Here is a 26002-nt window from a genome sequence, read left to right as displayed (position 1 = left end):
CCTCCGTCCCTGTGCCGGTCCATGCCGTGGCTGCCGGGGGGAGTTCCCGGCCACGGTATGACGTTCCCAAGAGAACACCGTACGCGGTGAAGGCACACCCGCGCACCCGCCACGCCGAGTCTGACGACACGCTCACATTCGCGTGCGGACATGTCCGGCGTGTCCACGGTGGCCGGTGGGGCGGATTCAGCCCCTGCGTACCGCGGCGAGCGAGGTGGTCAGGCCGCGCTTGAGGCGGCCGCCGAGCGGGCGTTCCACATAGCGGTGGACGAGCCAGGAGACGCCGAGCATCAGCGCCACGATCCCGGCCAGCAGCAGCCAGTGCGGCACCCGGTCGCGCAGCGCCACGATCAGCGTCTGCCCGATGGCCTGGTGGATCAGGTACAGCGGATATGTCAGCGCGCCCGCCACGGTCAGCCAGCGCCAGCCGACCTGCTGGAACGCGCCGAGCGCGATCGCGCTGAGCAGTGCGAAGCAGCCGGTGACCAGGGCCGCCACACTCCACCAGCTGAGGTGGAAGTTCTCCACCGCCGGGTAGCCCTGCAACCGGTACAGCGCGATCAGCCAGTTGACGCCGACCAGCCCCCACAGCAGCAGGTTCGCGCCGAACCGGTGGATCAGGAACAGCGCCACGCCCGCGACGAAGTACGGCGCGAACTCCGGCACGATCATGTTGTCGATCCAGCGCTGGTCCCAGGTGGTGGAGAAGGCGGCGACCAGGGTCCACACGGTGCAGAAGTAGACGACCCGGCGGCAGGTCACGCCCAGCCAGACTACGATCGCGAAGAGCAGGTAGAAGCGCAGTTCCGCGCCGAGCGACCAGTACGACCAGTCCTGGTCGGTGACGCCCAGCCCGCTCTGCAGCATGGTCAGGTTGACCAGCGACTCGGGTGCGGGCAGCGGCCCGCGCAGGGTGGGCCAGGCGGCCAGCACGGCGGTGGTCAGCACGACGCCGACCCAGTACGCCGGGAACAGCCGGACCGCCCGGGACACCGCGAAATCGCCGAGGCTGCGGCCCCAGCTGCTCAGGCAGATGACGAAGCCGCTGATGAGGAAGAACAGGTTCACGCCGAGCCAGCCGATGGAGGCGACTGCGGCCAGCGGCCCGAACAGCGAGCCGGGGTCGACGCCCCACGGGCCGCGTACCAGGTGGTGGGCGACCACCAGCAGCGCCGCGGCCAGCCGCAGCCCGTCCAGGACCAGCAGCCGCGGCGCGGTAGGCCGGGCGGCGGGTGCGCCGCCGGGATCGGCCGCGGGATCGGTCGCGGGCGGGACGTCCGGGTGGGCCGCGGGAGCCGGCGCGACCGGGGTGGCCGGGCGGCCGGCGGTCGGCGCGTGTGCCGGCGGGCTCTGCGGTGCCGCGACCAGGGAGTGCGCGGTGACCGGCGGCGCCACGGGGATGGCCTTCATGACTTTCAAGACACGGGGACCCCCTGCCGGAGTTGAGACGTCCGGCGTCTTTTTTCCGATCGGTTCCGTCTGCGTCGTCACCAGTGGGACCCCTCGCGCTGGTCGGGTGGGCTCGCTTTGTGGCATCTGCCCAGCCGTGCCGCCGGCTACACCCGCGGAAGGGGCGAGCCTATCCAAGACTCCCGCTAATACCCCCAAATGCCGCAATCATTCACCGGTACGCGGACAAAAATGCGGCGGAGCCCTTCGGGCCCCGCCGCATCACGTGCGCGAAACGGTCTTACAGCTGCTCGATCACGTAGTCGATGCTCGCGGTCAGCGCCTGCACGTCCGACGGCTCGATGGCCGGGTAGAGCGCGACGCGCAGCTGGTTGCGGCCCAGCTTGCGGTACGGCTCGGTGTCGACCACGCCGTTGGCGCGCAGCGTCTTGGCGATCGCGGCGGCGTCGATGCCGTCGTTGAAGTCGATCGTGGCGACCACATTGGAGCGCAGCCCCGGGTCGGTCACGAACGGCGTCGCGACCGGCGACTTCTCCGCCCAGCGGTACAGGATCTCGGCGCTCTCCGCGGTGCGCTGCGCCGCCCAGGACAGGCCGCCTTGCGCGTTCATCCAGTCCGTCTGCTCGGCGGCCAGGAAGATGGTGGCCAGGGCGGGGGTGTTCAGGGTCTGCTCCAGCCGCGAGTTCTCGATCGCGGTGACCAGGTCCAGGAACGCCGGGATGTACCGGCCGCCGGCCTTGATCTCCTCGGCGCGCGCGATGGCCGCCGGGGAGAGGATCGCGATCCACAGGCCGCCGTCCGAGGCGAAGCACTTCTGCGGCGCGAAGTAGTAGACGTCGCTCTGGGTCAGGTCCACGTCCAGGCCGCCCGCGGCCGAGGTGGCGTCGTGCAGGATCAGCGCGCCCGGGTCGGCCCCGGCCACCCGCTGCACCGGCACCGCGACACCGGTCGAGGTCTCGTTCTGGGTGATGCCGTAGGCGTCCACGCCCTCCTCGGCGACCAGGAAGGCCGCGCTGCCCGGCTCGCCCTTGTGCACCGTCGGCGCGCCCAGGAACGGGGCGTCCTTGACGGCCTTGGCGAACTTCGCGCCGAACTCGCCGAACGTGGCGAACTGCGCCCGGTCCTTGATCAGGGAGAAGGCGGCGACCTCCCAGAACGCGGTGGTGCCACCGTTACCGATGACCACCTCGTAGCCCTCGGGCAGGCCGAAGAAGTCGGCCAGCCCCTGCCGGAAGCGGGCGACCTGGTTCTTCACCGTCTTCTGCCGGTGCGACGTGCCGAGGAAGGAACTGGAAACCGCGCTGAGCGCCTCCACCGCCTGGGGCCGTACCTTGGACGGGCCGCAGCAGAACCGGCCGTCGACAGGCAGGAGCTCGGCAGGGATGGTGATCGGCGTCTCGGCCATGACATCAGTCCTTCAGGCGTGTCAGATCGTGCGAGAAAGCATCGGCGACGCTGCCAATGCCGCATTCTCCCACGTCAACGACCCACCCCAGGCCGCCGTCCCACCCTTTCCCCCGTGATGGTCCTCACGCGGCGAAGGGCGCCCGTGTGAGCGGACGCCCTTCGTGATGCGCGGACGGATCAGTGGTGGGTGATCGCGTTCCAGCCCTCGACCTGCTGGGCCTTGCGGGTGCCGGGGCCGACGTACGTCGCCGACGGGCGGACCAGCCGGCTCAGCTTCTTCTGCTCCAGGATGTGCGCGGACCAGCCGGCCACCCGGGCGCAGGTGAACATCGAGGTGAACATGTGCGCGGGCACCTCGGCGAAGTCGAGCACGACCGCGGACCAGAACTCGACGTTGGTCTCCAGCACCCGGTCGGGGCGGCGGGCGCGCAGCTCGGCCAGCGCGGCCTTCTCCAGCGCCTCGGCCACCTCGTAGCGGGCCGCCCCCAGCTCCTTGGCGGTGCGGCGCAGCACGCGGGCGCGCGGGTCCTCGGCCCGGTAGACCCGGTGGCCGAAGCCCATCAGCCGCTCGCCGCGGTCCAGCACGCCCTTGACGTAGCCCTCGGCGTCGCCGGAGCGCTCCACGCCCTCGATCATGTGCAGCACCCGCGAGGGCGCGCCGCCGTGCAGCGGGCCGGACAGCGCGCCGATGCCGGAGGAGATGCACGCCGCGGCGTCGGCGCCGGTGGAGGCGACGACCCGGGTGGTGAAGGTGGAGGCGTTCATGCCGTGCTCGGCGGCGGAGATGAAGTACGCGTCGACGGCCTTGACGTGCCGTGGGTCGGGCTCACCGCGCCAGCGCTTCATGAAGCGCTCAACGATGGTCTGCGCCTTGTCGATCTCCTTCTGCGGCACGGCCGGCAGGCCCAGGCCGCGGGCCGACTGCGCGACGAAGGACAGCGCGGTCACCGACACCCGGGCGAGGTCCTCGCGGGCCTGCTCGTCGGAGATGTCGAGCAGCTGGCCCAGGCCCCAGTACGGGGCGAGCATGGCCACCGCGGACTGCACGTCGACGCGGATGTCACCGGAGTGCACGGGCACCGGGAACGGCTCGGCGGGCGGCAGGCCCGGGCCGAACTTGCCGTCCACCAGCAGCGCCCAGACGTTGCCGAAGGAGACCTGGCCGATCAGATCCTCGATGTCGACGCCCCGGTAACGGAGCGCGCCGCCCTCCTTGTCGGGCTCGGCGATCTCGGTCTCGAAGGCGATCACGCCCTCCAGGCCCGGCTTGAAGTCGGACATGTCGTTCTCCCGGTTCTCGGACCTGAGGTTAGGTTCAGTTCGAGCAACATCTTGCCCCGCGGGTAACCGTTTGGCGACCCGCCCCGCACGTGCCCGAAGCGACATCTTCGGCCTGCGGGGGCCTTGTCAACGGGATTTCCACCGGCGGCGAGCTGGCACGACATGATTTCCGCTGCTGATACGCAGTGCGACAGGATGACTACGTGACTTGGAGCACACCGTGAACACCGGCCCCTCCGCCGCGCCGCACGACCTGGCCCGCATGCGCCGTGAATACGAGCCCGCCGCGGGGCCCCGCCCGGCCGTGCGCGAGGAGCCCCTCGTCGAGGAGCATCTCGCCGCGGACTGGCCGACCCAGTTCGGCCGCTGGTTCGCCGAGGCGGTCGCCGCGCAGCTGCCGGAGCCCAACGCGATGATCGTCGCCACGGCCGACGCCGACGGGCGGCCGAGCAGCCGGACCGTGCTGCTCAAAGGCTATGACGAGCGCGGTTTCGTGTTCTTCACCAACTACGCCTCGCGCAAGGGTCGCGAGGCGCTGGCGAACCCGTACGCCAGCCTGCTCTTCCCGTGGTTCGCGATGGGCCGCCAGGTGGTGGTCTGCGGCCGGATCGCCCCGGTGGACCGGCACGTGAGCGAGGAGTACTTCCGCCTGCGCCCGCGCGGGGCGCAGCTGGGCGCGTGGGCCAGCGCGCAGTCGTCGGTGCTGCCCGACCGGCACGTGCTGGACGACGCGTACGCCGCCGCGGAGCAGTCGTTCCCGGCCGAGGTGGAGGTGCCGCTGCCCGAGCACTGGGGCGGGCTGCGGGTGGAGCCGGAGACCGTCGAGTTCTGGCAGGGTAGGCGCAGCCGGCTGCACGATCGGCTTCGTTTCCGCAGGGACACGAACGACGGCGCGGACAGGTGGATCGTGGAGCGCCTCGCGCCTTAGAAAGCAATGTAGGGTGCGGGATCGTGACCAACTTTCGGCCGTCCGGCACCCAATGGACGCTCAGCCACGGTGACCAGACCGCTACCGTCGTCGAGGTCGGCGGCGGTCTGCGCAGCTACACCGTGGGCGGCACGGAGATCCTCGACGGGTACGCCGAGGGCGAGCTCTGCCCGGCCGGCTCCGGCCAGCTGCTGATGCCCTGGCCGAACCGGATCCGCGACGGCCACTACCGCCACGCCGGCGTGGCGTACCAGCTCCCGCTGAGCGAGCCGGCGCTGCACAACGCCATCCACGGCCTGGTCCGCTGGCTGCCCTGGCGGCTCGCGCAGCAGGAGGACGGCCTGCTCGCGGTGGAATGCGGGCTGGAGCCGCAGATCGGCTACCCGTGGCGGCTGGCGCTGCGCGTGGAGTACCGGCTGGGCGAGGACGGGCTGGCCGTGACACACCACGTGGCCAACCGCTCCGACACCGCTGCGCCGTTCGGTGTCGGCACCCACCCCTACCTGCGCATCCCCGGTGTCCCCGTGGATGAGCTGACGCTCACCGTGCCCGCGCGCACCCGGCTGCTGGTCGACGGCCGCATGCTGCCGATCGGCGCGGCCAAGGTGGCCGGCGGCGAATTCGACTTCACCGAGCCCAAGCGCATCGGCACGCTGGAGCTGGACACCGCGTTCGGCGACCTGGTGCGCGGCGACGAAGGCGGCTCGACGGTCAGCATCAGCGCGCCGGACGGGCGGGCTGTGCACGTCTGGGCCGACCGCAACTTCCACTGGTGGCAGCTGTTCACCGCGCACACGCTGGCCGGTGAGCGGCACCGCCGCGCGGTCGCGATCGAGCCGATGACCTGCCCGCCGGACGCCATGCGCTCCGGCCGCGACCTCATCGAGCTGGAGCCGGACCGGACCTGGCAGGGCACCTGGGGGATCCGCGCGGACCTCGGGGCCTGAGCGTGGAGTTCGCCGACGTCGTCCGCCGACGCCGGATGGTGCGCAACTACGACCCGGACCGGCCGGTGCCGGACGAGGTCGTGCGGCGGTTGCTGAGCCATGCCACCAGGGCGCCCTCGGCCGGGTTCGCCCAGGGCTGGGCGTTCCTCGTGCTGGAGACGGCGGCCGAGCGGGCGCGGTTCTGGACCGCCGCGGCCCCGCAGGCCGGCGGCCGGTCGCGGTGGCTGGCCGGTATGCGCACCGCGCCGCTGATCATCGTGCCGTTGTCGGACAAGTCGGCGTACCTGGACCGGTACGCCGAGCCGGACAAGGGCTGGACGGACCGGGACGAGTCGCGCTGGGCGGTGCCGTACTGGCATGTCGACACCGGCATGGCGGCGCTGCTGATGCTGCTCACCGCGGTGGACGAGGGCCTGGGCGCGTGTTTCTTCGGCATCCCGCCGCAGCGGCTCGACGCGTTCCGGGAGGCGTTCGCGGTGCCGGCGGCGTACGCCCCGGTCGGGGCCGTGAGTGTGGGCTACCGGGCGGCCGACCACCGGTCGGCATCACTCGCCCGGGGCCGCAGGTCACTCGACGAGGTGGTCCACCGCGGGAGCTGGGGAGCGACCGTGGAAGCGGCACGGGTGTCGGCGGGTGCGCGCAACGTCGCCGACGGCGGTTAGGCTGAGCGCACTCGGTTTCGGCAGGGGAGGGCAGGGCGCGTGATTTTCAAGGCGGTACGCGACGGGCAGCCGTACCCGGAGCACGGGTACACCCTCAAGCAGTGGGCCGAGATCCCGCCGGAGCGGGTGTCGCTCAACCAGCTCATCACCATCAAACTGGAGATGGCGCTGGACCGGGTGCTGGCCGACGACTCCACGTTCTACGGCGACCTTTTCCCGCACGTGGTGCAGTGGAAGGGTGAGCTCTACCTGGAGGACGGGCTGCACCGGGCGCTGCGGGCGGCGCTGCAGCAGCGGCACCAGATCCACGTCCGCATCCTGGTCCTCAGCTGAGTCCCGCTTCACCACCGGCTTAGCCGCCGTTAAGGTGACCCCGTGACGACTCCGGTGCTCCCCCTCGATCTCCTCGACCTGGACTCGCTGCTCACCGACGAGGAGCTGCAGATCCGCGCCGTCGTCCGGCGCCTGGTCGACGACAAGGTACGCCCGCACGTGGCCGGCTGGTATGAGACCGGGCACGCCCCGGTGCGCGAGCTGGCCCGCGACTTCGGCGCGCTCGGCCTGCTCGGGATGCACCTTTCGGGCTACGGCTGCGCCGGGTCGTCGGCGGTCGCGTACGGGCTGGCCTGCCTGGAGCTGGAGGCGGCCGACTCGGGGGTGCGCTCGCTGGTGAGCGTGCAGGGTTCGCTGGCCATGTTCGCGATCTGGAAGTACGGCTCCGAGGAGCAGAAGCAGCGCTGGCTGCCCGGTATGGCCAAGGGCGAGCTGATCGGCTGTTTCGGCCTGACCGAGCCCGACCACGGCTCCGACCCGGCGAACATGTCCACCCGGGCCCGGCGCGACGGCGACGGCTGGGTGCTGCACGGCGGCAAGATGTGGATCACCAATGCGCCGGTGGCCGACGTCGCCGTCATCTGGGCCCGCACCGACGAGGGCGTACGCGGCTTCGCGGTGCCGATGGACACGCCGGGCGTGACCGCCAAGGAGATCACCGGCAAGCTCTCGCTGCGGGCCAGCGCCACCGGGGAGATCGTGCTGGACGAGGTGCGCCTGCCCGCCGACGCGATGCTGCCCGACGCGGCCGGTCTGAAGGCCCCGCTGAGCTGCCTCACCGAGGCCCGCTACGGCATCGTCTGGGGCGCGCTGGGGGCGGCCCGCGACTGCCTGCACACGGCGATCGAGTACGCCACCACCCGCACCCAGTTCGGCAAGCCGATCGCGGGCTTCCAGCTCACCCAGGCCAAGCTCGCCGACATGGCCCTCGAACTGCAGAAGGGCTTCCTGCTGGCGCTGCACCTGGGCCGGGTCGCCGACCGCGGCGGGCTGCGCCCGGAGATGGTCAGCGCGGGCAAGCTGAACAACGTGCGCGAGGCGATCGCGATCGCCCGGCAGTGCCGCACCATCCTCGGCGCCAACGGCGTGTCCGGGGAGTACCCGGTGCTGCGCCATGCCAACAACCTGGAGAGCGTGCTCACCTACGAGGGCACCTCGGAGATCCACCAGCTGGTGCTTGGCCAGCGCCTGACCGGTATCGCCGCTTTCGGCTGAGGCCGCACGGCATGAGCCCGGCTGCCGGCGGGTATTGGTCTGGCCGCGGAGGGTGCTTGTTGTCGGCAGCGGGTAATACCGTGGTGTCCGTACACCCCAGCGGTCAGACAGGAGACGTCAATGGGCGCCGCCGACGAGCCGACGCAGAACCTGCCGGAGTTCAAGCCCGGCCGGTCCCGGCCGACCGAACCGCTGCCCCGGCAGCGACCCGACGACGATGATCATGAGCTGGTGGAGCCGCCGCGCCGCTCCGGCTTCGGACGTGCCCTGGTGGCCCTGCTGGTCGTGGCCGGGCTGCTGGTCGGCGGCTACTTCGGGCTGACCGCGGCCGGGCTGATCCCGAAATGGAGCAACCCGTTCGCGGAGCGGACCACCGACAACACGCAGCCGCCGCTGCTGCTGTCGATCAAGGACCTGAGCCGGTTCGTCGCCGCCGAGGGCAACTTCGAGGTCATCGTCGACCTCAAGGAGGACCGCAAGTTCATCCCGGACTGGCTGCTCAACCAGCGCACCCTGTTCGTGGCGGCGGGGACCGTCGAGGCGTACGTCGACTTCAGCAACCTGTCCGACGACAAGATCGTCGTGTCGCCGGACCGCAAGTCAGTCACCATCACGCTGCCCCCGCCGACCGTCGGCGAGCCGAAGCTGGACCTGGACCGCAGCTACGTCTTCGCCGAGGAGCGGGGCCTGATCAACCGGGTCGGCGAGTTCTTCGACGGCGACCCGAACCGCCAGCAGGAGACCCTGCTGCGGGCCGAGCAGCAGCTCGCCGAGGCGGCGAAGAAGAGCACGCTGCAGCAGCGGGCCGAGGAGAACACCCGCAAGATGCTGGAGAGCATGATGCGCTCGCTGGGCTACACCTCGGTGACGGTGATCTTCGACGGCGCCTGACCTGCGGCAGGTGATCCGAACGCGATGTCCGCGGCCGTTCCGGTCGCGGACATCACGCTGCGAAGACCGCTTCACATCCGGGAGCTAAGGTTGGGTGTCCGTTCCAGCGTCGGAAGGCACCCCGTGATCAGCGTGTTCGACCTTTTCAAGATCGGGATCGGGCCCTCCAGCTCGCACACGGTCGGGCCGATGCGTGCCGCGAACCGGTTCGCGACCGGGCTGAAGGCTGACGGGCTGCTCAGCGACGTCACCATGGTGCGGGCCGAGCTCTTCGGTTCCCTCGGCGCGACCGGCCACGGGCACGGCAGCGACAAGGCCGTGCTGCTGGGGCTGGCCGGTGACGACCCGGAGACGGTCGACACGGCCACCGCCGACGCCCGGTTCCGCGAGATCAAGGCCGCCGGCCGGGTCCGGCTGCTCGACATCGAGGACGCCTCCTTCGAGCTGACCCTGCACCGCCGCCGCTCGCTGCCGTACCACCCGAACGGCATGACCTTCGCGGCCTTCGACGCGGCCGGGAACACCGTGCGCGAGCGCACCTACTACTCGGTGGGCGGCGGCTTCGTGGTGGACGAGAACGCGGCCGGGGCGGACCGCATCAAACCGGACGACACGGTGGTGCGCTTCCCGTACCGGACTGGCGTCGAGCTGCTCCAGCTCGCCAAGGACACCGGCCTGCGGATCAGTGACATCGTGCTGGCCAACGAGCTGTCCTGGCGCTCGGAGGCCGACGTGCGGGCCGGGCTGCTGCGCATCTGGCAGGTCATGCAGGACTGCGTGGAGACCGGCTGCAACGTCGAGGGCACTCTGCCCGGCGGGCTGAAGGTGCGCCGGCGCGCCGCCGAGCTGCACCGCACCCTGTCCAAGGAGCACTTCGTCACCGACCCGCTGCGGGTCATGGACTGGATCACGCTGTTCGCGCTCGCCGTGAACGAGGAGAACGCCGCGGGCGGCCGGGTGGTCACCGCCCCGACCAACGGCGCGGCCGGCATCGTGCCCGCGGTGCTGCACTACTACGCGCGGTTCATCCCCGGCGCGAACGAGGACGGCGTGGTGCGCTTCCTGCTCACCGCGGCCGCGATCGGGGTGCTGTTCAAGGAGAACGCGTCCATCTCCGGGGCCGAGGTCGGCTGCCAGGGCGAGGTCGGCTCGGCCTGCTCGATGGCGGCGGCCGGGCTGGCCGAGGTGCTCGGCGGCACGCCGGAGCAGGTGGAGAACGCCGCGGAGATCGCGATGGAGCACAACCTCGGGCTGACCTGCGACCCGGTCGGCGGCCTGGTGCAGATCCCGTGCATCGAGCGCAATGCGGTGGCCAGCATCAAGGCGATCACCGCGGCCCGGATGGCGATGCGCGGCGACGGCAACCACTTCGTCTCCCTGGACAAGGTGATCAAGACGATGCGGGAGACCGGCGCCGACATGAAGGTCAAGTACAAGGAGACCGCACGCGGCGGGCTCGCCGTCAACGTGATCGAGTGCTGAGGGGCAGTCCTGCCGGTTCCCATGACTGAGACCGGCTCACGTTGCTAGCCTTGGCGCGCCATACCCGTACGTGGGCCGCTCCGGCCCCGCCGCACAAGGGGCCGATGCCTTCGTGACGCTGCTGAGCATCGTCCTGCCCGCCTACAAGGTGCAGGGCTATCTGCGCGAGTGCCTCGACTCGATCCTGGACCAGGGCTTCGACGACGTGGAGCTGATCGCGGTCGACGACCGGTCGCCCGACCACTGCGGCGAGATCTTCGACGAGTACGCCGCCCGCGATCCCCGGGTCAAGGTGCTGCACCTGCCGCAGAACGTGGGCCTCGGCGAGGCCCGCAACGCCGGGCTGGCCAAGGCCGTCGGCGAGTACGTGTGGTTCGTCGACACCGACGACACGCTCACCCCGGGCTCGCTGGACAAGATCGCGACGGCGCTGCGCGAGCAGGCTCCCGACGTGCTGATGGTGGACTTCGAGCGCACGTACCCGATCGGGCGCGCCAAGCGCAGCGGCCTGCGCCGGACGCTGGCCGCCGCGGCCGGGCCCAACGGGGCCGACCTGCACGCGCGGCCGGGCCTGATCAAGACCATCCACACCGTCTGGAACAAGATCGTCCGGCGGGACCTGCTGGCCAAGCTCGACCTGAAGTTCGCCCCCGGCTGGTACGAGGACGTCTCCTGGACGTACCCGCTGCTGGTCGGCGCGGAGCGGATCTTCACGCTGGAGGAGGTCTGCTACGCCTACCGCCAGCGCCGCCAGGGTGCGATCACGCGCACCGTCAACCCGCGGCACCTGGAGGTCTTCACCCACTGGGAGCGGGCCTGGGAGCTGATCGACCTGCAGGGCAGCCGGGCCGACCCGGTGCGCCCGGCGCTGTTCGCCCGGATGATCTGGCACCTGATGCAGACCGTCGGCAACGACGACCGGCTCCCGCCGAACCTGCGCAAGCAGTCGTTCCTGCGGACCGCCGAGATGTTCGCCCGCTACCTGCCCGAGGGCGGGTTCGCCCCGCCCGGCGGCGCGGACGGGCTGCGCTACCGCCTGGTGGCCAAGCGTTCCTACGGCCTGTACGCGGCGATGCGCACCGCGCTGCGGGTGCAGCGCAAGGCCCGTGGGGCCGCCGGTGCGCTGCGCAAGGATCCCGGCGAGGGCCGGACCAGGCTCAGCCTGTTCGCACGCGCCTACTACGGCTTGCAGCGCCGCCTGCCGCTCGACCCGAACCTGGCCGGCTACGCGGCGTACTGGTACCGCGAGGTCTCCTGCAACCCGGCCGCCGTCGAGCAGGCGGCCCGCCGCATCGCGCCGCACGTGCGCGGCGTGTGGATCGTCGGCAAGGACGCGTCGGTCCCGGCGGGCACGACTCACGTCGTGGAGGGCTCGCGGGCCTACTACCGGCTGCTCGCGCGGGCCAAGTACCTGGTCAACAACGTGAACTTCCCGGACTTCGTACGCAAGCGGCCCGGCCAGGTGCACCTGCAGACCCACCACGGCACGCCGGTCAAGGCGATGGGCCTGGACGAGCAGTACTTCCCGGCGGGCGAGAAGCACAACTTCGCCGCCCTGCTGCGCCGCAGCGACCGCTGGGACTTCAGCGTCAGCGCCAACGCCCACAGCACCGAAGTGTGGGAGCGGGTCTACCCGTGCGCGTTCGAGTCGCTGGAGTCCGGCTTCCCTCGCAACGACCGGCTGGCCCTGGCGGGCGCGGCCGAGTCGGCGGCGGCCCGGGCGGCGCTGGGCATCCCGGCCGACGAGACCGTCGTGCTCTACATGCCGACGTCGCGCCCGGAGCCGCTGGCGCTGCCGCCGTTCGACCCGGCGACGCTGGCTGCGGCGCTGGGCCCGCGCGGTCGGGTGCTGGTGCGGGGCCGCCTGGTGCCCGGCGTGGACTCGCCGGACCCGCAGGTGCAGGACGTGTCCGGATACCCGGTGGTGGAGGACCTCTACCTGGCCGCGGACATCCTGGTCAGCGATTACTCGTCGGTCATCTTCGACTTCGCGGTGCTGGACCGGCCGATCGTGCTGCACGCGCCGGACTGGGCCGAATACCGGGCGGCCCGGGGGGCTTCGCTCGACGTGATCGAGCACGCGCCCGGCCCGGTCACGCGCAGCTTCCCCGAACTGCTGTCGCTGCTCGGCGACGGCGGCGCATACGCGGACAGTGAGCGCCGCCAGGCTTTCCGTGACCGTTTCTGCGCCTGGGAGGACGGCCACGCCGCCGAGCGGGTGGTGCGCCGCGTTTTTCTCGGCGAGCAGGTGACGCCGCCGCGGCAGCTGCCGCCGCGCTGAATTCCGTAACGCCTTTCCGGGGCCCGGGTCGCTGCGGCGGTCCGGGCCTCGCCGTATGCACCCTCCGAAAAAGACACGCTTTGTTCACGGCCGACTCCGCAGCGTCGAGATCCACGCGGGCAGCAAAGTAATACGTCTGTGACCGCGTGAACATGGAACGTTTACCCGATAGGAAGCTGGGGGATTTTTCGAGAGTGTGTCCAGATTCGGGGCCGGATCGAGGGCTGTGGGAGGAGACGGTGACAACCGTCGCGCTCAAAGACGTCACCAAGGTTTTTCCAGATGGGACCGTAGCGGTCGACAACGTCAGCCTGGACGTGGCCGACGGGGAGTTCATGGTGCTCCTGGGTCCTTCCGGCTGCGGCAAATCGACCGTGCTTCGCATGATCGCAGGGCTTGAGGATCCCAGTAGCGGCGCCATCATGCTCGACGGGCAGCTGGCCAACCAGCTCCCGCCGCGCGACCGGCGCATCGCCATGGTCTTCCAGGACTTCGCGCTGTACCCGCACATGACCGTGGGGGAGAACATCGGCTTCCCGCTGCGGCTGTCCGGCATCGAGCCGGAGCCGCGGGCGGAGCGGGTCGCCGACGTCGCCAGCGCCCTGGGCATCGGGGACGTGCTCGGCCGCAAGCCGAGCCAGCTGTCCGGCGGCCAGCGCCAGCGGGTGGCCATGGGCCGCGCCATCGTGCGCCGTCCCGGCCTGTTCCTGATGGACGAGCCGCTGTCCAACCTCGACAGCGGCCTGCGCGCCGAGCTGCGCGCGGAGATCTCCGGGCTGGTCCGCGAGCTGGGCGTCAGCACGGTGTATGTGACGCACGACCAGGCCGAGGCGCTGACCATGGCCGACCGGGTCGCCATCATGCGCAAGGGCGTGCTGCAGGACGTCGGCACACCCACGCAGGTGTACGGCAAGCCGGCCACCCTCTACGTGGCCGCCTTCCTGGGCAGCCCGCGCATGAACCTGCTGGAGGCGTCGGTCTACGTGCACCTCGACCGCTACGTCCAGCTCAACCTGGGCGAGCAGTCGCTGTACCTGAAGTGGGACGACATCCGCGCCCGCGCGGTCTCGCACTTCCACGGCGAGCGCATCGTCATCGGCGTACGGGCCGAGGCCCTGACGCCGGTCGCCCCGGACACCCCGGGCGACGTGCTGCAGGGGCGCATCCGCTACCTGGAGCACCACGGTCACGAGTCGCTGGCCTTCGTGGACATCGGCGCGACCGCGGTCGTGGTCGACGAGATCGGCCGTTCCGCGGCCGAGCAGGAGGAGCACGGCTCCCGCCTGCGCCGCTTCGGCCACGTCATCAACCGGATGAAGGGCCGCACCAACGGCGCCGCCACCTCGGTGGTCGAGCGGCCGTCCCACCGTGAGCGGGAGAGCGTTCTCTCCGACCCGGGCCGCCACCACCGGCGCGCCGCCGAGCTGGCGGTGCGGCTCGCGCCGTACCCGCAGATCACCTCGGGCCACCCGCTGTCCATCGCGGTACGCATGGACGCGCTGCACTTCTTCGACGAGCGCGGTGACCGGATCGACGTCGGCTGGCGCTGACGGGTCACCGTTCCGTCGGGCCTTCGGGCCCATGATCGCCGTTTCGGGTCGAAAACTAGGGTCTCACCACAGTTTTCGACCCGAAACGGCGATCTTCGTTTCCGCCTTGCCGCACAAGTTACTCGCCGGTAACGTAGCGGCCATGACGATCGACGCCAAAGCCGTCGCCGAGGGCATGCTGGCCAGCGTGCCGTTCGCGCGCACCATCGGGATCCGGTTCACCGAGGTCACCGCCGACGCGGACGGCGTACGCGCCGTCGCCGAGCTGCCCGACGACCCCGCCGTACACAACCACGTCGGCGGCCCGCACGCCGGCGCCATGTTCAGCCTCGCCGAATCCGCCTCCGGCGCGATCGTGCTCGCCGCCTTCGGCGACCAGTTGCACCGGGCCACACCGCTCGCGGTGCGGGCTGGGATCGCGTACAAGAAGCTGGCCATGGGTGTCGTCAGCGCGACCGCCACGCTGTCCCGGCCCGCCGCGGACGTGGTGGCCGAACTGGACGCCGGGCAGCGGCCCGAATTCGAGGTGAACGTCGTCATCGCCGACGCCGAGGGCGTCACCACCGGCGAGATGGCCATCACCTGGACCCTGCGCCCCAAGCGCTGACCTGCTCAGCCGACGGTTGCGGGCACGGCCGGCACCGGGCTGTTTGGTGCGGCGGCCCGCTGGTCCGCCTGCCGCAGTCCCCAGCGGATGATGTGCGGCGCGGTGAGACCGGCGGCTGCGAAGATCGCGGCGAGGGCGCTCCAGCCGGGGGCGCCCCAGCCGATGACCAGCGCCGTGATCACCGGCGGCCCCACCATGTTGCCGATCTGCCGCCCGGTCTGGTGCACGCCCTGGTACTGCCCCTGCGCCCAGTCCGGGGCCAGGTCGAAGACGACCGCGAAGGTCGCGCTCGACAGCCACAGCTCACCCAGCACGTGCACCACCGAGGCCGCCAGCACCAGTACGGTCACCAGCCACGACGGCCGGCCCGCGGTCAGGCCGAACAGGACGCACGACGCGGCCACGACGAGCGCCCCGCGGCGGGCCACCCCGACCGCGTCGGCCGCGGTGTGCGTGCCCCTCGACGCCCACACCTGCAACGTGACGCAGCCGATGGTGTTGACCAGCAGCGCCGCCGAGACGAGTGCGACCGGTCCACTCGTATGCGTGATCAGCCACAGCGGCAGCGCCAGGCTCAGCACCTCGTTGTAGAGCGCCGCCACCACCCCGTCGAGCAGCGCGAACGCCAGAAACGGGCGATCGCGCAGGGCGACCATCCGGGGGTTGCCCGGCGGCGCCGACACCCGCGCGACGGCGGTGACCCGGGTGACGACGGCAGCGGCGAGCAGGAACGTCACCGCGTTGCCGAGTAGCACTGCCAGGTAGCCGGCCCGGGTGTCGAGCAGCAGCGGCAGGCCGCCGGCCAGGGTGCCCAGCGCGATGCCGGCGTTGTTCGTGGATCGGATGAAGGCGCGTGTGCGCACCCGCTCCGCCGGGGGCACCGCGCCCGCGATCATCGCGCCGTTGGCCGCTTTGACGGTCGCGTCGGCGACCGCGATCACGCAGGCGACCAGCACGTACGACCACAGGTGGCGGACCTGGGTCAGACCCGCGAAGCAGAACGCGAGCACGATCAGCGCGGTGATCTGCACCTGCTTCGGGCCCCGGCGGTCGGCGAGGTAGCCCATGGGTGTGGTGAGCAGCATGCCGGCCAGCGCGGCGGCGCTCAGGCCGAGCGCGACCTGGGCAGGGCTCAGCCCGACCGAGCGGGTGAGGAAGAGCGCGCTGGTGGTGAGGTATGCGCCGTTGCCGAAGGTGTTCACCAGGGTGGCGAACATGAGGACGCGTGGCGTGCCCGGGGCGGGGAGGAGCTTGCTGATCACGGTTCAGATTCAACAATACGTACGTACGGTTTGTAAAGCGAGGGTGCTGTGAGCAGCGCGCGGAACACGGACGAGCGCGCGGACGACCTCGCACCGCGAGATGTTCCGTTGGTCGCTAGACTGTGCACTCGCGCCCTCGTAGCTCAGGGGATAGAGCAACGGTTTCCTAAACCGCAGGTCGCAGGTTCGATTCCTGCCGGGGGCACCTCCACGATCAGGCAATTCCCCTTCCGAACTGGGAAGACCCAATCGGCCGATGCCGTGTGCAGTCGTGTGCCGCCCAGAGCCGCCGTTTGTCGTCAGTCCCCATCGCCGGCCACAACAGGCCAGAGGGGAAACGCTGGGCGGTGCGAGACGACACCAGCGTTCGAGCCCGCACCGGCACCACCACGACGCACCGCCGTGGAGACGCGGGGTCGGCTGGTCGATCGGAAGTTCGACGGTCTGCTCGATCGGGAAGTGCTTCTTCGGAGGCGGCACGCCCGGCCAAGTGAAGACATTGACCGTACGCAGGCCGAGCCAGCGCAGACTCCGCCCGATCCGCGCGAATGCATCGCTCCCGCACGGCGACTCCCACGCCTCACCCCGGTAAACCGCCACGCCGCTGCGATCCTCCACGTGCAAGGTCGTCCGTCCGTCACCGTTGCCGTCAACGGTGTATGCGACGTACGCCTTCAACCGCCGGTCGGGACTGGCCTTCGGCTTGGAAACAAGATGCAGCTCGAGGTCGTCCGCCACACATGCGCGATAGGCCGCTGCCAAGGGTGCGGTCGCCCAGCCCTCGCCGGCAGCCATCCGCATCAGCTGATACTGGACCACGTCAAGCGTGGCCAGAGGGATGGGGAGCGGGGACGTTACGTGTCCGCGCAGGTGGGGACCCCTCCGTAGCGCCGAGAAGGTGCCCCTTCCTAAACCGCAGGTCGCAGGTTCGATTCCTGCCGGGGCACCTCGACGATCAGGCATTTGCCCTCCCGACTGGGAAGACTCACCTGTGCCGATCGATGGCTTGTGCAGCCGTGTGCCACTCAGAGCCGCCGGTGTCGCCAGTCGCGGAATGCGCACGAAATGATCTTGGACGCGTGTAGCCGGGACAAGATCGCACAACCCCACGAACCCACCACCATGGTTATGCTCCGCAGGATGCACAGCCATGCGCCGAAGATCATCGCTATCAACCATGACGACTACCACGCCAAGCACGTCGGTAGGGCCTCGGACGGCCGCCAATTCCTACTCACGACGCCGTTCGTGCCGGGACGCGAGGGCAACGAGTTCGTAGCGCTGTATCTCTTCGACGAGGCCGGCGCATTGCTGGAAGCGCAAATCGATGAGTTTGGCAGCCGGGACGCGATGGACGAGGCTGCCGTACGCCGGATGTACGAGGCGCGGCTGGCCGGTCTAGGCGATGTCAGCTTTGAACGGATCGAGGTAGCGCCGTTTCGCATCGAGCGCTTCGGGGTGGAGTTCGGCCTCATCTCCGAGGAGCCTGAGGACGAGGACGACACCTGGTGGGTGACGATGGAACCAGGCGACTACATGGCCTTCAGCGAGCCCTGGGGCAGCGGCGACTACGACACCTGACAGCGAGTATGAGCAGAAGCGATGCTGCGCTTGATCCGTAGGTTCAGGGTTCGCCAGGCTTACAGCTAGGCCGCGGGTTGCGGTAGGGCTGCGCGCTGGGTCAACTCTGCAAGGAGTGTGGTCATCTCGGCGTCGGTCAGCGCGATCATGCCCGCACGGGCACCGGTGCCGACGAAGGCCGGCGTCGGATAGCGCCGCCCATCCCGCAGGTCGACCCACAGCACCCGAGACTTTTCTTGGTGGGGCCGGACGGTGAACGCCTCCACCCGGTCGTACGCGATCGTCAGAGGCTGATTCCCGGCGTGCAGCCTGAGATCTGTCTCGTCGGCGAAGACGCCCACGGACAGCGCCCGCCGGGAGAACCAGGCCAGGACCATGAACGGGGCCATCATCGTGGCGGCCTCGAGTAGGTTCGCCTCTCGCTCCAATACCGCAGCGATCCCTGTCGCCACCGATAGCACAACACCGATCCAGTAACCCATCAGCATGAGGAGCCGCTGCGGGACGTCCGGTGTCAGGCGATTGCTGCCAGCGGGAGTGAAGGGTGAGAGCGCCACAGCCGAATTTTGGGCCATGGTGGTATCTGGCGCTACATGATCGAGTTGGTGATGCGGAATCGAGATCAGCATCGGCGCTACGGAAATGCACGGAATGATCTAGGAGCGGAGGGGCGTCACCGGCAGATACCAGGACGCGGTGTGAGTCGGCCACCCAAATTGCATGAGTCGCCCGCAGGTCATGAGCACGGCCACGGCTCCCCGGCGCGCTTCGCATTCCTCCCTTACGATCCGCTGCATGTGGACCACTACTACTACCACCCGGTTCATCTGGCCGATCGGGAACAGTACCGTCCTGATACCGCGGACGCCGGCGATCGCCACCGCCTACCACGCCCTGCTCGCCGCCAACCATGTCCGCCTGGCTGTCTGGTCACCCGGCTCCGAGAAGCCCACGCCGGAGACCACCCACGCCGCCTTGGAACGCTCCGGGCATGCATGGCTTGACGGCACCCGCCTTCCGCTGGCGATAGGCGTTTCCGCCGATAACGGCCACCGTCTGGTCGGCGCGATGAATCTGGCCATCGACAGCGCCGCGGGGAGTGCTGAGGCGGGTTTCTGGATCGACGCCGCCGCAGAAGGCCAGGGGCTGGTCACCCGGGCGCTGAACGCCGTGCTCGGGCACGCCTTCGATGACCTCGGCCTGCACCGTGTAGAGATACGGACGCTGACCGCCAACGACCGCAGCCGCCGCTTGGCGGAACGTCTCGGTTTCACCCTGGAGGGCGTCCTGCGCGGGGCGGTCAAGTTCCCGGACGGCCACCGAGATGTGGTGGTGTACGCCGTCCTCGCCGACGAATTCGCGAAGCTGGCGCTACCGTAGCAATGCTCGATCGCCGCAACGCATCGTTCTGCTGCGAAGCGCGCGACTCCCGCCCCGATCGCGCGATCATGTCAGGCATCAATCTACGTCGTAGTGCCAGGCGTCAACCGGTGCAGAGCCACGCGGCGGCAATTCCTGTGGCGGCAGTCCTGCCGAATCAGCGGCGTCGCTTCTCGAAAAGGTCGTTCGGAGTGTCGTAGTACCTCGTCGTGCGGCCCAGGTGGGCCATGCCGAGCCGCCGGCAGACAGCCTGGGAGGCAGAGTTTTCGGGATCCGTGACGGCGATGACCTTCGGCAGCCCATGGCTGAATGCGCGGTCGAGTATCACGCTCGCGGCCTCGGTGGCGTAGCCGCGTCCCCACGCGTCCGGGTGCAGGTGCCAGCCGATCTCCACGTCCTTCGGGCCGTCGGAGGGCTCGCCTGCCGACAGCGGAATCGGCTTGAGCAGCAGATTTCCGATCCGCTGGCCGCCCGTGGCTGTGGTGATCATCCAGATGCCGTGGATCGGGTCGTCGACTGCGCGCCGGCGTGCGATCGAGGCGAGCGCCTCTTCGCGGGTGCGCATGGTCGTGGGATGCGCACCCAGGAAACGCATCACCTCCCATCGCGATTCAAGATCGAGGAGGAAGTCGGCGTCGTCATCGCGCCAGGGACGTAGCAGCAGGCGATCGCTGGTTATGACACGCACGTGACCCAACCTAACCCGGTCGCATTCCGTCAGCTGGATGACGGCTGAGGAGTGTCCTCGCCCTCGCCTGGCTCCGATCGGCAGAATGCCGACACGGGGGACTGTCGCACCGTGACCAGCCGGTGCGCACGGATCACACGCCTGGCTTACGCCTCGCTCTGTTCGGGAGGCGACAAGCGAATCGGCTGTGCCCGTCTGGTGACGGTCACAGCCAATCGGCTCGTCGGAACGTGGTCAGGTTGCCGAGCAGGCGGCGGTCAGCTCGGCGATCGCGGCTTCCAGCTTCTGCTTGCCGGGCTTGGCGGTGGCGGACTTCATGTACGCGTCGCCCAGGGCCATCATCTCCTGCTGAACCTTGTCGGCGGCGGCGCTGACCGCCTCGTTCGCGCCGATGGAATGCGCGATGACCATGGCCGAGCCGGCGGCCCACTGGGCGCTTACCGCGAGGTGCCCGGCCGGCGGTCCGATCTTCTCGGCCTTGGCGATCTTATCCGCGTTGTCTTTGATGTCTTTTTCGATGTCGTCGCAGGCTTTCGCGGTGGCTCCGTTGTCGGCCGGGGCGGCGCTCGATGCCGCTGGGACCGACGGCGTGGTGGAAGGCTCCGATCCGGGTTGCGAATCGCAACCCGACATCGCGATCACCGCCGCGATGGCCATACCGCCTAGGACGAACCGTGCCTGATGCATTGATGTTCCCCCCATGATCCTAATGTCGGGCCGGATGCTACCAGTCACGGTCCAAGCTGGTGGGTCGGTCGACGAGGGTGCCGGCCGGGCGGGGCAGACCTTCTGGCGGAGCTCCGCGAACCTGCTGCCGAATCGCGGTCGATGATTCCTGAATCGCAGGTCGTAGGTTCATCTTTGGACCACCTGTACAGCCTCGCGGCCGGCTCGTACGGCGGGCTTTCGTCGCAGTATTTCCTGCAAGGCCAGCGCCACCTTCAATTCGTCGACGGTGTCGATCTCCAGCGCCTGGTTGGGTGTGGTCGCCTCGGTGATCTTTATGCGGACCACCCGGTACACGGGTTCGCGCACGTGCTCCTCCCCCTGTCGGGGAGCCGGAGACCTGATTGCGAGCCATGGTCTCCGGCTCCAGGACGGCATCCGTGCTTCCCCGGGGCTGGATGCGTCACTGAAGGGAGCATTGCCGAAGCATCGGCATCCGTCATTGGCACTTCGCGGTACGCATCGCGGGAAGTGCCAACCGCAGCGTCAATACGTCAGTCGGACCGCGTCGGCGAGGGCGCGCATGTCTTCGGTCAACCGTCGCCGACGCTCGATCATGGAGCGCACGATGTCCCGGGCATAACGCTGCTGCACCAGCCATTCCGGCGCACGGGCCCGAATGGTGAACATGGTGGCTACGGCTTCGCCTGCCAGGCCCAGCCGGACCTGGGCATTCGCCACGTCCAGCAGGTGTCTGTTCCAGTTGTCCGAGGTAGGGACGATGCTGGCAGGAGGTATCCCCGCGGACAGCGCCAGGACCCGGTCGGGCTGGTCGTCGACCATGGCCAGCTCGGCCTGCTTGGCCTGGACGAGCAGCGGCCCGAAGGGGCGTAGGAAGTCGCCGGCCGGCTGAAATTCACGCCCGGCGACAAGGGCGGCAGCCTTCGCGAGACGCATCGCGTCCGCCGACTCGTCGGGCTGGTTGTTCCGGATCGCCGCCATCGCGATCCTGATCAGCATCCAGCCCCATGCGGCCAGTTCACGATGCGTGGCGCTCGACAGTTTTGGTTCCAGGTCGTCGGCCCACCGAGTCGACAGCCGGATGCACTCGTCCAGCTGCCCGCGCCGCACCAGCAACCAGGTCAGGTTATGCACGGCAGCCGACGCGTCGAAGGAGTCCCGGGCATCGGCCAGGGCCTGTGTCAGCGCGGATTCGGCCGCTTCGTACTGATGGGTGTGGACGAGAAGGCCGCCGGTCAGGGTGAGAATCCTGCCTCGGATCGACCGGCCGTCTTCGCCGAGTGCCTGGGCATCACGGATCAGAGCGGGCAGAACAGGAAGCATCGCCGAGAACCTGTTGCCGCGAAACAGAGGTGTGAGCTGTTCGAATGCAGTCGTCACACCCTGCAGCGTCGAACTTTCCTCCGGTTGCGGCGAGTCAAGACTCAGGGCGTTCCGCACCGCCGCCCAGCGGTCGATGTCCTCCGGCGTCGCCCGCTCGGCGTCACTGCCGACGGCCAGTGTCGTCGTGGAGACGTGCAGGGCGAGCGCGAGTTTTCGCAGCGTCTCCAGGCGTGTCTCGGTCACCTCGCCCTGTTCGATCTTTCGGATGAGCGAGATCGAGACGCCGGAGAGCGCGGCAAGCTCGCGCTGGGTGAGTCCTTGGCGCTTGCGAACTGATCGGAGTCGATCGCCGAGGCCGGCCATGGCGTCAGGCTACTCGGCATCGTCCTGCCCGTGTGTTCCGCGACGTGGGTCGGCGCGGCGGCCGGCGTCGCGTACTGCCGGCGGCCGCACCGATGCGGTCAGCGGCGGCAGGTGCCGGACGGCAGGGTCGGGCTGCCCCGCAGCACTATGTTTCGGCGCATCTCGGCGTTCTTGTCGCCGACTCGTCTGCGGGCGTGAGCGCCGTGGTGGTCAAGTCCTGTGCTCACTTCCCGGGCACGCGGGAGGTTGCGGTGGCAACGCGTCTCATCCGGCTGCGATCGGGAGCCTTCGGGTACGTTCGCAGCTCAAGCCATTCTGGAGGTACACATGCCCGCGCCGCTGCCCACTCTGAGCGCACAGGCCGACCGCCTCGTCGAGCTGGGCCTGCATGAGGCGGCGGGGCTCACCGCCGCGCAGGTCCGCGAAGCGGCCGAGGCGGGCGCTCCGGACGCGCTACTGGTGATCCACCCGGGTCGGGTGCCGCCGTCGGCGCTCGCGCCGCTGCTGGAGCGGGACGGCAAGCCGGGTTTCGTGGTGGCGGACATGACCGACGTCGACACGTTCGCGCCGATCGACGTCGCGATGCCGCCGCAGGCAGTGCTCTACCTGCTGAACGGTGTCGAGCGCGGGGACGCCATGGCGAACTGGAGCCCCGACGAGGCGCTGCCGGCGATCACCGCTGCGGGGCGTACACCCCTGATCCTCACCGAGGGCATCATGTGGCTTCTGCAACAGCCGGAAGCGCTGGAGCGCAACCGGTGCTTCATGACGATCGGCTCGCGGCTGCGCAAGGCGAACGGCTCGCTGGACGCGCGGACCCCGGCTCTGTGGATCAGCAACGGCACGGGCCGGGACGGCGCCGCCCGGCGGCACGCGCCGAAGGTGGGCTGGTGCTGGGCGGGCAACCGGCACACGTGGCTCGGGTTCGCCTCGGCGGCCGGCCGATCCGCGCTGAGGGCCGTCGCGACCTGACGTGACACCGACGGGGTTGTCCGGGCGTTGCATCATCCTTATCGGATGCGTGCGCGGGTGAAATCAATGTTCGTCTGTCGCACGGGTCTGGCAACATGATCTCGCTCCCGCACCCCCGCGTGGAGCGTCACGGGGAGACGACATGAGAGCTGACAGCTCCGTACGCCCGAAAAATCCCTTCCTCCGCGGCTCGCTGGCGCTGCTGGCGGCCACGGCCACGATCGCCGCCGGCATCCTGATCGGACCGGCGGCGTCGTACGCGGACCCGACCGCGCCGCCGTCACCGAGCCCTTCACCGAGCCCCTCGGCGTCGCCGTCCCCGGCCTCGTCGCCGAGCCCGGGGCCGTCGGTCGCACCGACCGGGGATCCCCAGCCCAGCCCGTCCGGCGGGCCGGACACCACACCGGTGCCGTCGCCCACCGCATCGCCGAGCACCCCGGTCGCCGCCTGCGGCGGACCGCTGGCGCTGGGTCAGATCGCCGTCTGCCCGTCGATCACCGACAGCGAGCAGCACGTCTACACGGTCACCACGACGAAGAGGTCGGACACGCTGCTCACCACGTTCACCCGCGGGTCGGGCAGCTGGCTGACCGGCTCGATCGCGGCGTCGAACGGCAACGCGGTGTGCTCGCTCCAGACCGATTCCGGCAGCTGCCGGCTGGACCGGGCCGGCACCTACACGATCACGGTCGCGGTGCTGTACGGCCAGGGCACCGGCGACTACACCGTGTCGGTGGAGTCGATGCTGACGCCGTCGTCGTGTACGACGCTGCCCGGCAGCTTCTTCTCGTTCGCCTCCCCGGGGGTGTCCGGGGTGCTGCCGCTGGGCGCGGCGCCGCGCTGCTTCAAGTTCAGCCAGCCGGTGGGCACGGTGCTGAAGCTGCTGTCCCCGTCGACCGGGTCCGGCGACGTGCAGGCGTCCATCCTGGACGCGCAGTACCAGGAGATGGGCTGCCCGGTGCGCTACACCACCGAGTGCACGCTGACCTCGGCGGGACCGTACCGGCTGTTCCTGCACGAGTACTACGGCAACGAGGCGCCGTTCACGCTGCGCCTGCCGCGGTTGAGCAACGCGGCGGGCTGCCCGGTGCTGCGGCCGGGTCCGTTCGGCGACCAGGGGGCCGCGATCGGCACCGGCTCGCTGTCCGCGACCGCCTACCTCAGCTGCCACCAGCTGCGGACCGCCACGGCGGGGCCGGTGGCGCTGCGGTTCAGCCCGGAGCAGTCGATCAACTGGGCGCTGTACGACGACGCCGGGCAGCGGATCTGCGAGCGCTGGGTGGACTACCGGTTCTGCCGCCTGCCGGTGGCCGGTGACTACACCCTGCTGCTGGAGAACAACCAGACCTGGGGCGACCCGTTCGACTACCAGGTCGCCTCGGTCGCGCTGTTCCGCAACGCCGGGTGCGCCACGGCGACCCGCACGACCTGGACCACGCCGACGCTGCAGGTGCGTCAGACGTCCGGGGTGCAGGTCGACTGCCAGCCGTTCAAGGGCGACGCGGGCGACCGGATCGTCAGCTACGCGGCCCCGGCCGAGTACAACGACGTGCTGAAGTTCGTGCTGAACAGTGCCGGTGAGGTGATCTGCACCGAGTATTCGGAGCAGGACGGCTGCGTGCTGCCCGCGACGGGCACGTACCGGGTGGTCTCCTACCTGAGCAACTGGGGGCCGGACGTCTCCGAGGCGACGTACCAGCTCCAGGTGCGGCGGCTGTCGAACCCGGTGGGCTGCCCGACCGTGACCGCCGGGTCGTACGGCGCCGCCCCGGCGCTGGGCACGGTCCGCTGCCGGGTGCTGGACCTGCCGGCGGCGGGCGGTTACGTCATCAAGGCGTTCGACGCGGCCGGCTGGGACTCCGACGTCCAGGTGTACGACGCGGCCGGGCTCAAGGTGTGCACCAGCTGGGGCCGGTGCGACATCCCCGCGGCGGGCCGCTACACCGCGGTGATCAAGGGGTACGGCAACAGCGCGATCATCGCCGACGACCACCGGTTCGCGTGGTCGGTGCTGCCGGCCGTCCCGGCGGGCTGCCCGGTGCTGTCGGATGCGGCGAACCCGCTCGCGGTGCACCGGGGCACGTTCACCGGGGTCGCCGAGGTCGACTGCGTGCAGCTGGCCAGCCCGGCCGGGGCGCGGGTGATCGAGCTGGTGCCCGGTGACGCGGTCGGCGCGGGCCGCCCGTCGGTGACCGTGTTCGACGCGACGGGCGCGTACGTCTGCGACTCGTCGTGGGGCCTGCGCCAGTCGTCCTGCGAGCTGACCGGCACGGCGCCGTTCTTCGCCGTGTTCGGCACGCCCGAGGGCCAGACGTCCGGCTCGTACGCGATGGCGTTCCCGCGGGTGGACGGCCCGCCGGCCTGCCCCGTGCTGCCGCGCACGGCGGAGGGCTCGACCGTCACCAGCTCCGGGGAGGCGTTCGGGTTCTGCTTCGCGATCCCGGCCGGCGAGCACGCCGCGCGGGAGGCGTTCACCTACCGCCGGACCTCCGGCGGCGGCGACGCCACCATGTGGGTGATCGACGGCACCGGCCTGCGCTACTGCGGCTCGTTCGGCCCGTCAATCGACCGCACCATCACCTGCAACCTGCCCGAGGGTCCGGCGACGGTGATCCTGGAGACGGACGCGGTCGACGCGACCTACCAGCTGACCCACCGGGACGCGACCGTCACCCCGTGACCGGGGTGATCCGCTGACCGGGAGCCCGGCCGATCCACTGCGGACCGGCCGGGCTCCCGCCGTTTTTCGACG

General features: G+C 70.1%; 23 protein-coding genes and 1 tRNA gene. 15 read left to right on the top strand and 9 right to left on the bottom strand.

Annotation, left to right across the window (positions count from 1 at the left end):
* Window positions 1-186: 186 nt before the first annotated feature.
* The 3 genes from F6W97_RS04830 to F6W97_RS04820 all read right to left on the bottom strand — a co-directional run bounded on the left by F6W97_RS04830 (window position 187) and on the right by F6W97_RS04820 (window position 4098).
* Entirely contained in the window at window positions 187-1410 is a 1224-nt protein-coding gene (locus F6W97_RS04830; protein ID WP_196278981.1) for an acyltransferase family protein, read from the bottom strand.
* Between the two features lie 280 nt (window positions 1411-1690).
* Window positions 1691-2815, bottom strand: coding sequence for a phosphoserine transaminase (gene serC, locus F6W97_RS04825; protein WP_155368929.1), 1125 nt, complete (start codon window positions 2813-2815; stop codon window positions 1691-1693).
* Between the two features lie 179 nt (window positions 2816-2994).
* Window positions 2995-4098 (bottom strand): citrate synthase 2, encoded by a 1104-nt coding sequence (locus F6W97_RS04820; protein ID WP_155368928.1) that lies wholly within the window; start codon window positions 4096-4098, stop codon window positions 2995-2997.
* 262 nt (window positions 4099-4360) lie between these two features.
* On the opposite strand from F6W97_RS04820, the gene pdxH reads away from it, so the two are divergent.
* The 10 genes from pdxH (at window position 4361) to F6W97_RS04770 (ending at window position 14994) form a co-directional block, all read left to right on the top strand.
* Entirely contained in the window at window positions 4361-5026 is a 666-nt protein-coding gene (gene pdxH / locus F6W97_RS04815) for a pyridoxamine 5'-phosphate oxidase (protein ID WP_155369525.1), read from the top strand.
* A 23-nt stretch (window positions 5027-5049) separates the two neighbouring features.
* Entirely contained in the window at window positions 5050-5973 is a 924-nt protein-coding gene (locus F6W97_RS04810) for an aldose 1-epimerase family protein (protein WP_230686421.1), read from the top strand.
* A 2-nt stretch (window positions 5974-5975) separates the two neighbouring features.
* Window positions 5976-6635, top strand: a complete 660-nt coding sequence (locus F6W97_RS04805; RefSeq protein ID WP_155368927.1) for a nitroreductase family protein — start codon at window positions 5976-5978, stop codon at window positions 6633-6635.
* Window positions 6636-6674: 39 nt separating this feature from the next.
* Window positions 6675-6968: a type II toxin-antitoxin system VapB family antitoxin gene (locus F6W97_RS04800; protein ID WP_144123035.1), complete on the top strand. Its 294-nt coding sequence runs from the start codon at window positions 6675-6677 to the stop codon at window positions 6966-6968.
* A 54-nt stretch (window positions 6969-7022) separates the two neighbouring features.
* Entirely contained in the window at window positions 7023-8183 is a 1161-nt protein-coding gene (locus tag F6W97_RS04795; protein WP_155369523.1) for an acyl-CoA dehydrogenase family protein, read from the top strand.
* 120 nt (window positions 8184-8303) lie between these two features.
* Window positions 8304-9074, top strand: a complete 771-nt coding sequence (locus tag F6W97_RS04790; RefSeq protein WP_155368926.1) for a DUF4230 domain-containing protein — start codon at window positions 8304-8306, stop codon at window positions 9072-9074.
* Window positions 9075-9197: 123 nt separating this feature from the next.
* Entirely contained in the window at window positions 9198-10556 is a 1359-nt protein-coding gene (locus F6W97_RS04785) for an L-serine ammonia-lyase (protein WP_155368925.1), read from the top strand.
* Between the two features lie 112 nt (window positions 10557-10668).
* The gene (locus F6W97_RS04780; RefSeq protein ID WP_155368924.1) at window positions 10669-12837 is read left to right on the top strand and encodes a bifunctional glycosyltransferase/CDP-glycerol:glycerophosphate glycerophosphotransferase; all 2169 of its coding nucleotides are present in this window, start codon (window positions 10669-10671) and stop codon (window positions 12835-12837) included.
* 239 nt (window positions 12838-13076) lie between these two features.
* A complete protein-coding gene (locus F6W97_RS04775) occupies window positions 13077-14387 on the top strand; it encodes an ABC transporter ATP-binding protein (RefSeq protein ID WP_155368923.1) in 1311 nt (436 codons plus the stop codon).
* A 142-nt stretch (window positions 14388-14529) separates the two neighbouring features.
* On the top strand, window positions 14530-14994 hold the full coding sequence (locus F6W97_RS04770; protein ID WP_155368922.1) for a DUF4442 domain-containing protein: 465 nt from the start codon (window positions 14530-14532) through the stop codon (window positions 14992-14994).
* Window positions 14995-14999: 5 nt separating this feature from the next.
* On the opposite strand, the gene F6W97_RS04765 is transcribed toward F6W97_RS04770, so the two are convergent.
* A complete protein-coding gene (locus F6W97_RS04765; protein ID WP_230686420.1) occupies window positions 15000-16256 on the bottom strand; it encodes an MFS transporter in 1257 nt (418 codons plus the stop codon).
* 132 nt (window positions 16257-16388) lie between these two features.
* Between F6W97_RS04765 and F6W97_RS04760 the strand changes: the two genes are divergently transcribed.
* Both F6W97_RS04760 and F6W97_RS04755 read left to right on the top strand, forming a co-directional pair.
* Window positions 16389-16461: transfer RNA gene (locus F6W97_RS04760), tRNA-Arg, on the top strand.
* A 935-nt stretch (window positions 16462-17396) separates the two neighbouring features.
* The gene (locus tag F6W97_RS04755; RefSeq protein ID WP_155368921.1) at window positions 17397-17837 is read left to right on the top strand and encodes a hypothetical protein; all 441 of its coding nucleotides are present in this window, start codon (window positions 17397-17399) and stop codon (window positions 17835-17837) included.
* 65 nt (window positions 17838-17902) lie between these two features.
* On the opposite strand, the gene F6W97_RS04750 is transcribed toward F6W97_RS04755, so the two are convergent.
* The gene (locus F6W97_RS04750) at window positions 17903-18466 is read right to left on the bottom strand and encodes a hypothetical protein (RefSeq protein WP_155368920.1); all 564 of its coding nucleotides are present in this window, start codon (window positions 18464-18466) and stop codon (window positions 17903-17905) included.
* A 166-nt stretch (window positions 18467-18632) separates the two neighbouring features.
* On the opposite strand from F6W97_RS04750, the gene F6W97_RS04745 reads away from it, so the two are divergent.
* A complete protein-coding gene (locus F6W97_RS04745; RefSeq protein WP_196278980.1) occupies window positions 18633-19217 on the top strand; it encodes a GNAT family N-acetyltransferase in 585 nt (194 codons plus the stop codon).
* A 157-nt stretch (window positions 19218-19374) separates the two neighbouring features.
* Here F6W97_RS04745 and F6W97_RS04740 read toward each other — a convergent pair whose 3' ends face one another.
* From F6W97_RS04740 to F6W97_RS04725, 4 genes are all read right to left on the bottom strand, one after another.
* The gene (locus tag F6W97_RS04740; RefSeq protein WP_155368918.1) at window positions 19375-19905 is read right to left on the bottom strand and encodes a GNAT family N-acetyltransferase; all 531 of its coding nucleotides are present in this window, start codon (window positions 19903-19905) and stop codon (window positions 19375-19377) included.
* 234 nt (window positions 19906-20139) lie between these two features.
* Window positions 20140-20562 (bottom strand): hypothetical protein, encoded by a 423-nt coding sequence (locus F6W97_RS04735; RefSeq protein ID WP_155368917.1) that lies wholly within the window; start codon window positions 20560-20562, stop codon window positions 20140-20142.
* 198 nt (window positions 20563-20760) lie between these two features.
* Window positions 20761-20940 carry a hypothetical protein gene (locus F6W97_RS04730; RefSeq protein ID WP_155368916.1) on the bottom strand — a complete coding sequence of 60 codons (180 nt, stop codon included), beginning with the start codon at window positions 20938-20940 and terminating at the stop codon, window positions 20761-20763.
* 177 nt (window positions 20941-21117) lie between these two features.
* Window positions 21118-22278: a helix-turn-helix domain-containing protein gene (locus F6W97_RS04725; protein ID WP_155368915.1), complete on the bottom strand. Its 1161-nt coding sequence runs from the start codon at window positions 22276-22278 to the stop codon at window positions 21118-21120.
* A gap of 327 nt (window positions 22279-22605) precedes the next feature.
* Here F6W97_RS04725 and F6W97_RS04720 point away from each other — a divergent pair, with 327 nt between their 5' ends.
* Window positions 22606-23250 (top strand): DUF5701 family protein, encoded by a 645-nt coding sequence (locus F6W97_RS04720; RefSeq protein WP_155368914.1) that lies wholly within the window; start codon window positions 22606-22608, stop codon window positions 23248-23250.
* Between the two features lie 142 nt (window positions 23251-23392).
* Entirely contained in the window at window positions 23393-25930 is a 2538-nt protein-coding gene (locus F6W97_RS04715) for a hypothetical protein (protein WP_155368913.1), read from the top strand.
* Window positions 25931-26002 lie beyond the last annotated feature (72 nt).

The organism is Catellatospora vulcania, assembly GCF_009720385.1.
In the GTDB taxonomy this organism is placed as follows: domain Bacteria; phylum Actinomycetota; class Actinomycetes; order Mycobacteriales; family Micromonosporaceae; genus Catellatospora; species Catellatospora vulcania.
This window is presented reverse-complemented; position numbering and strand designations above follow the sequence as displayed.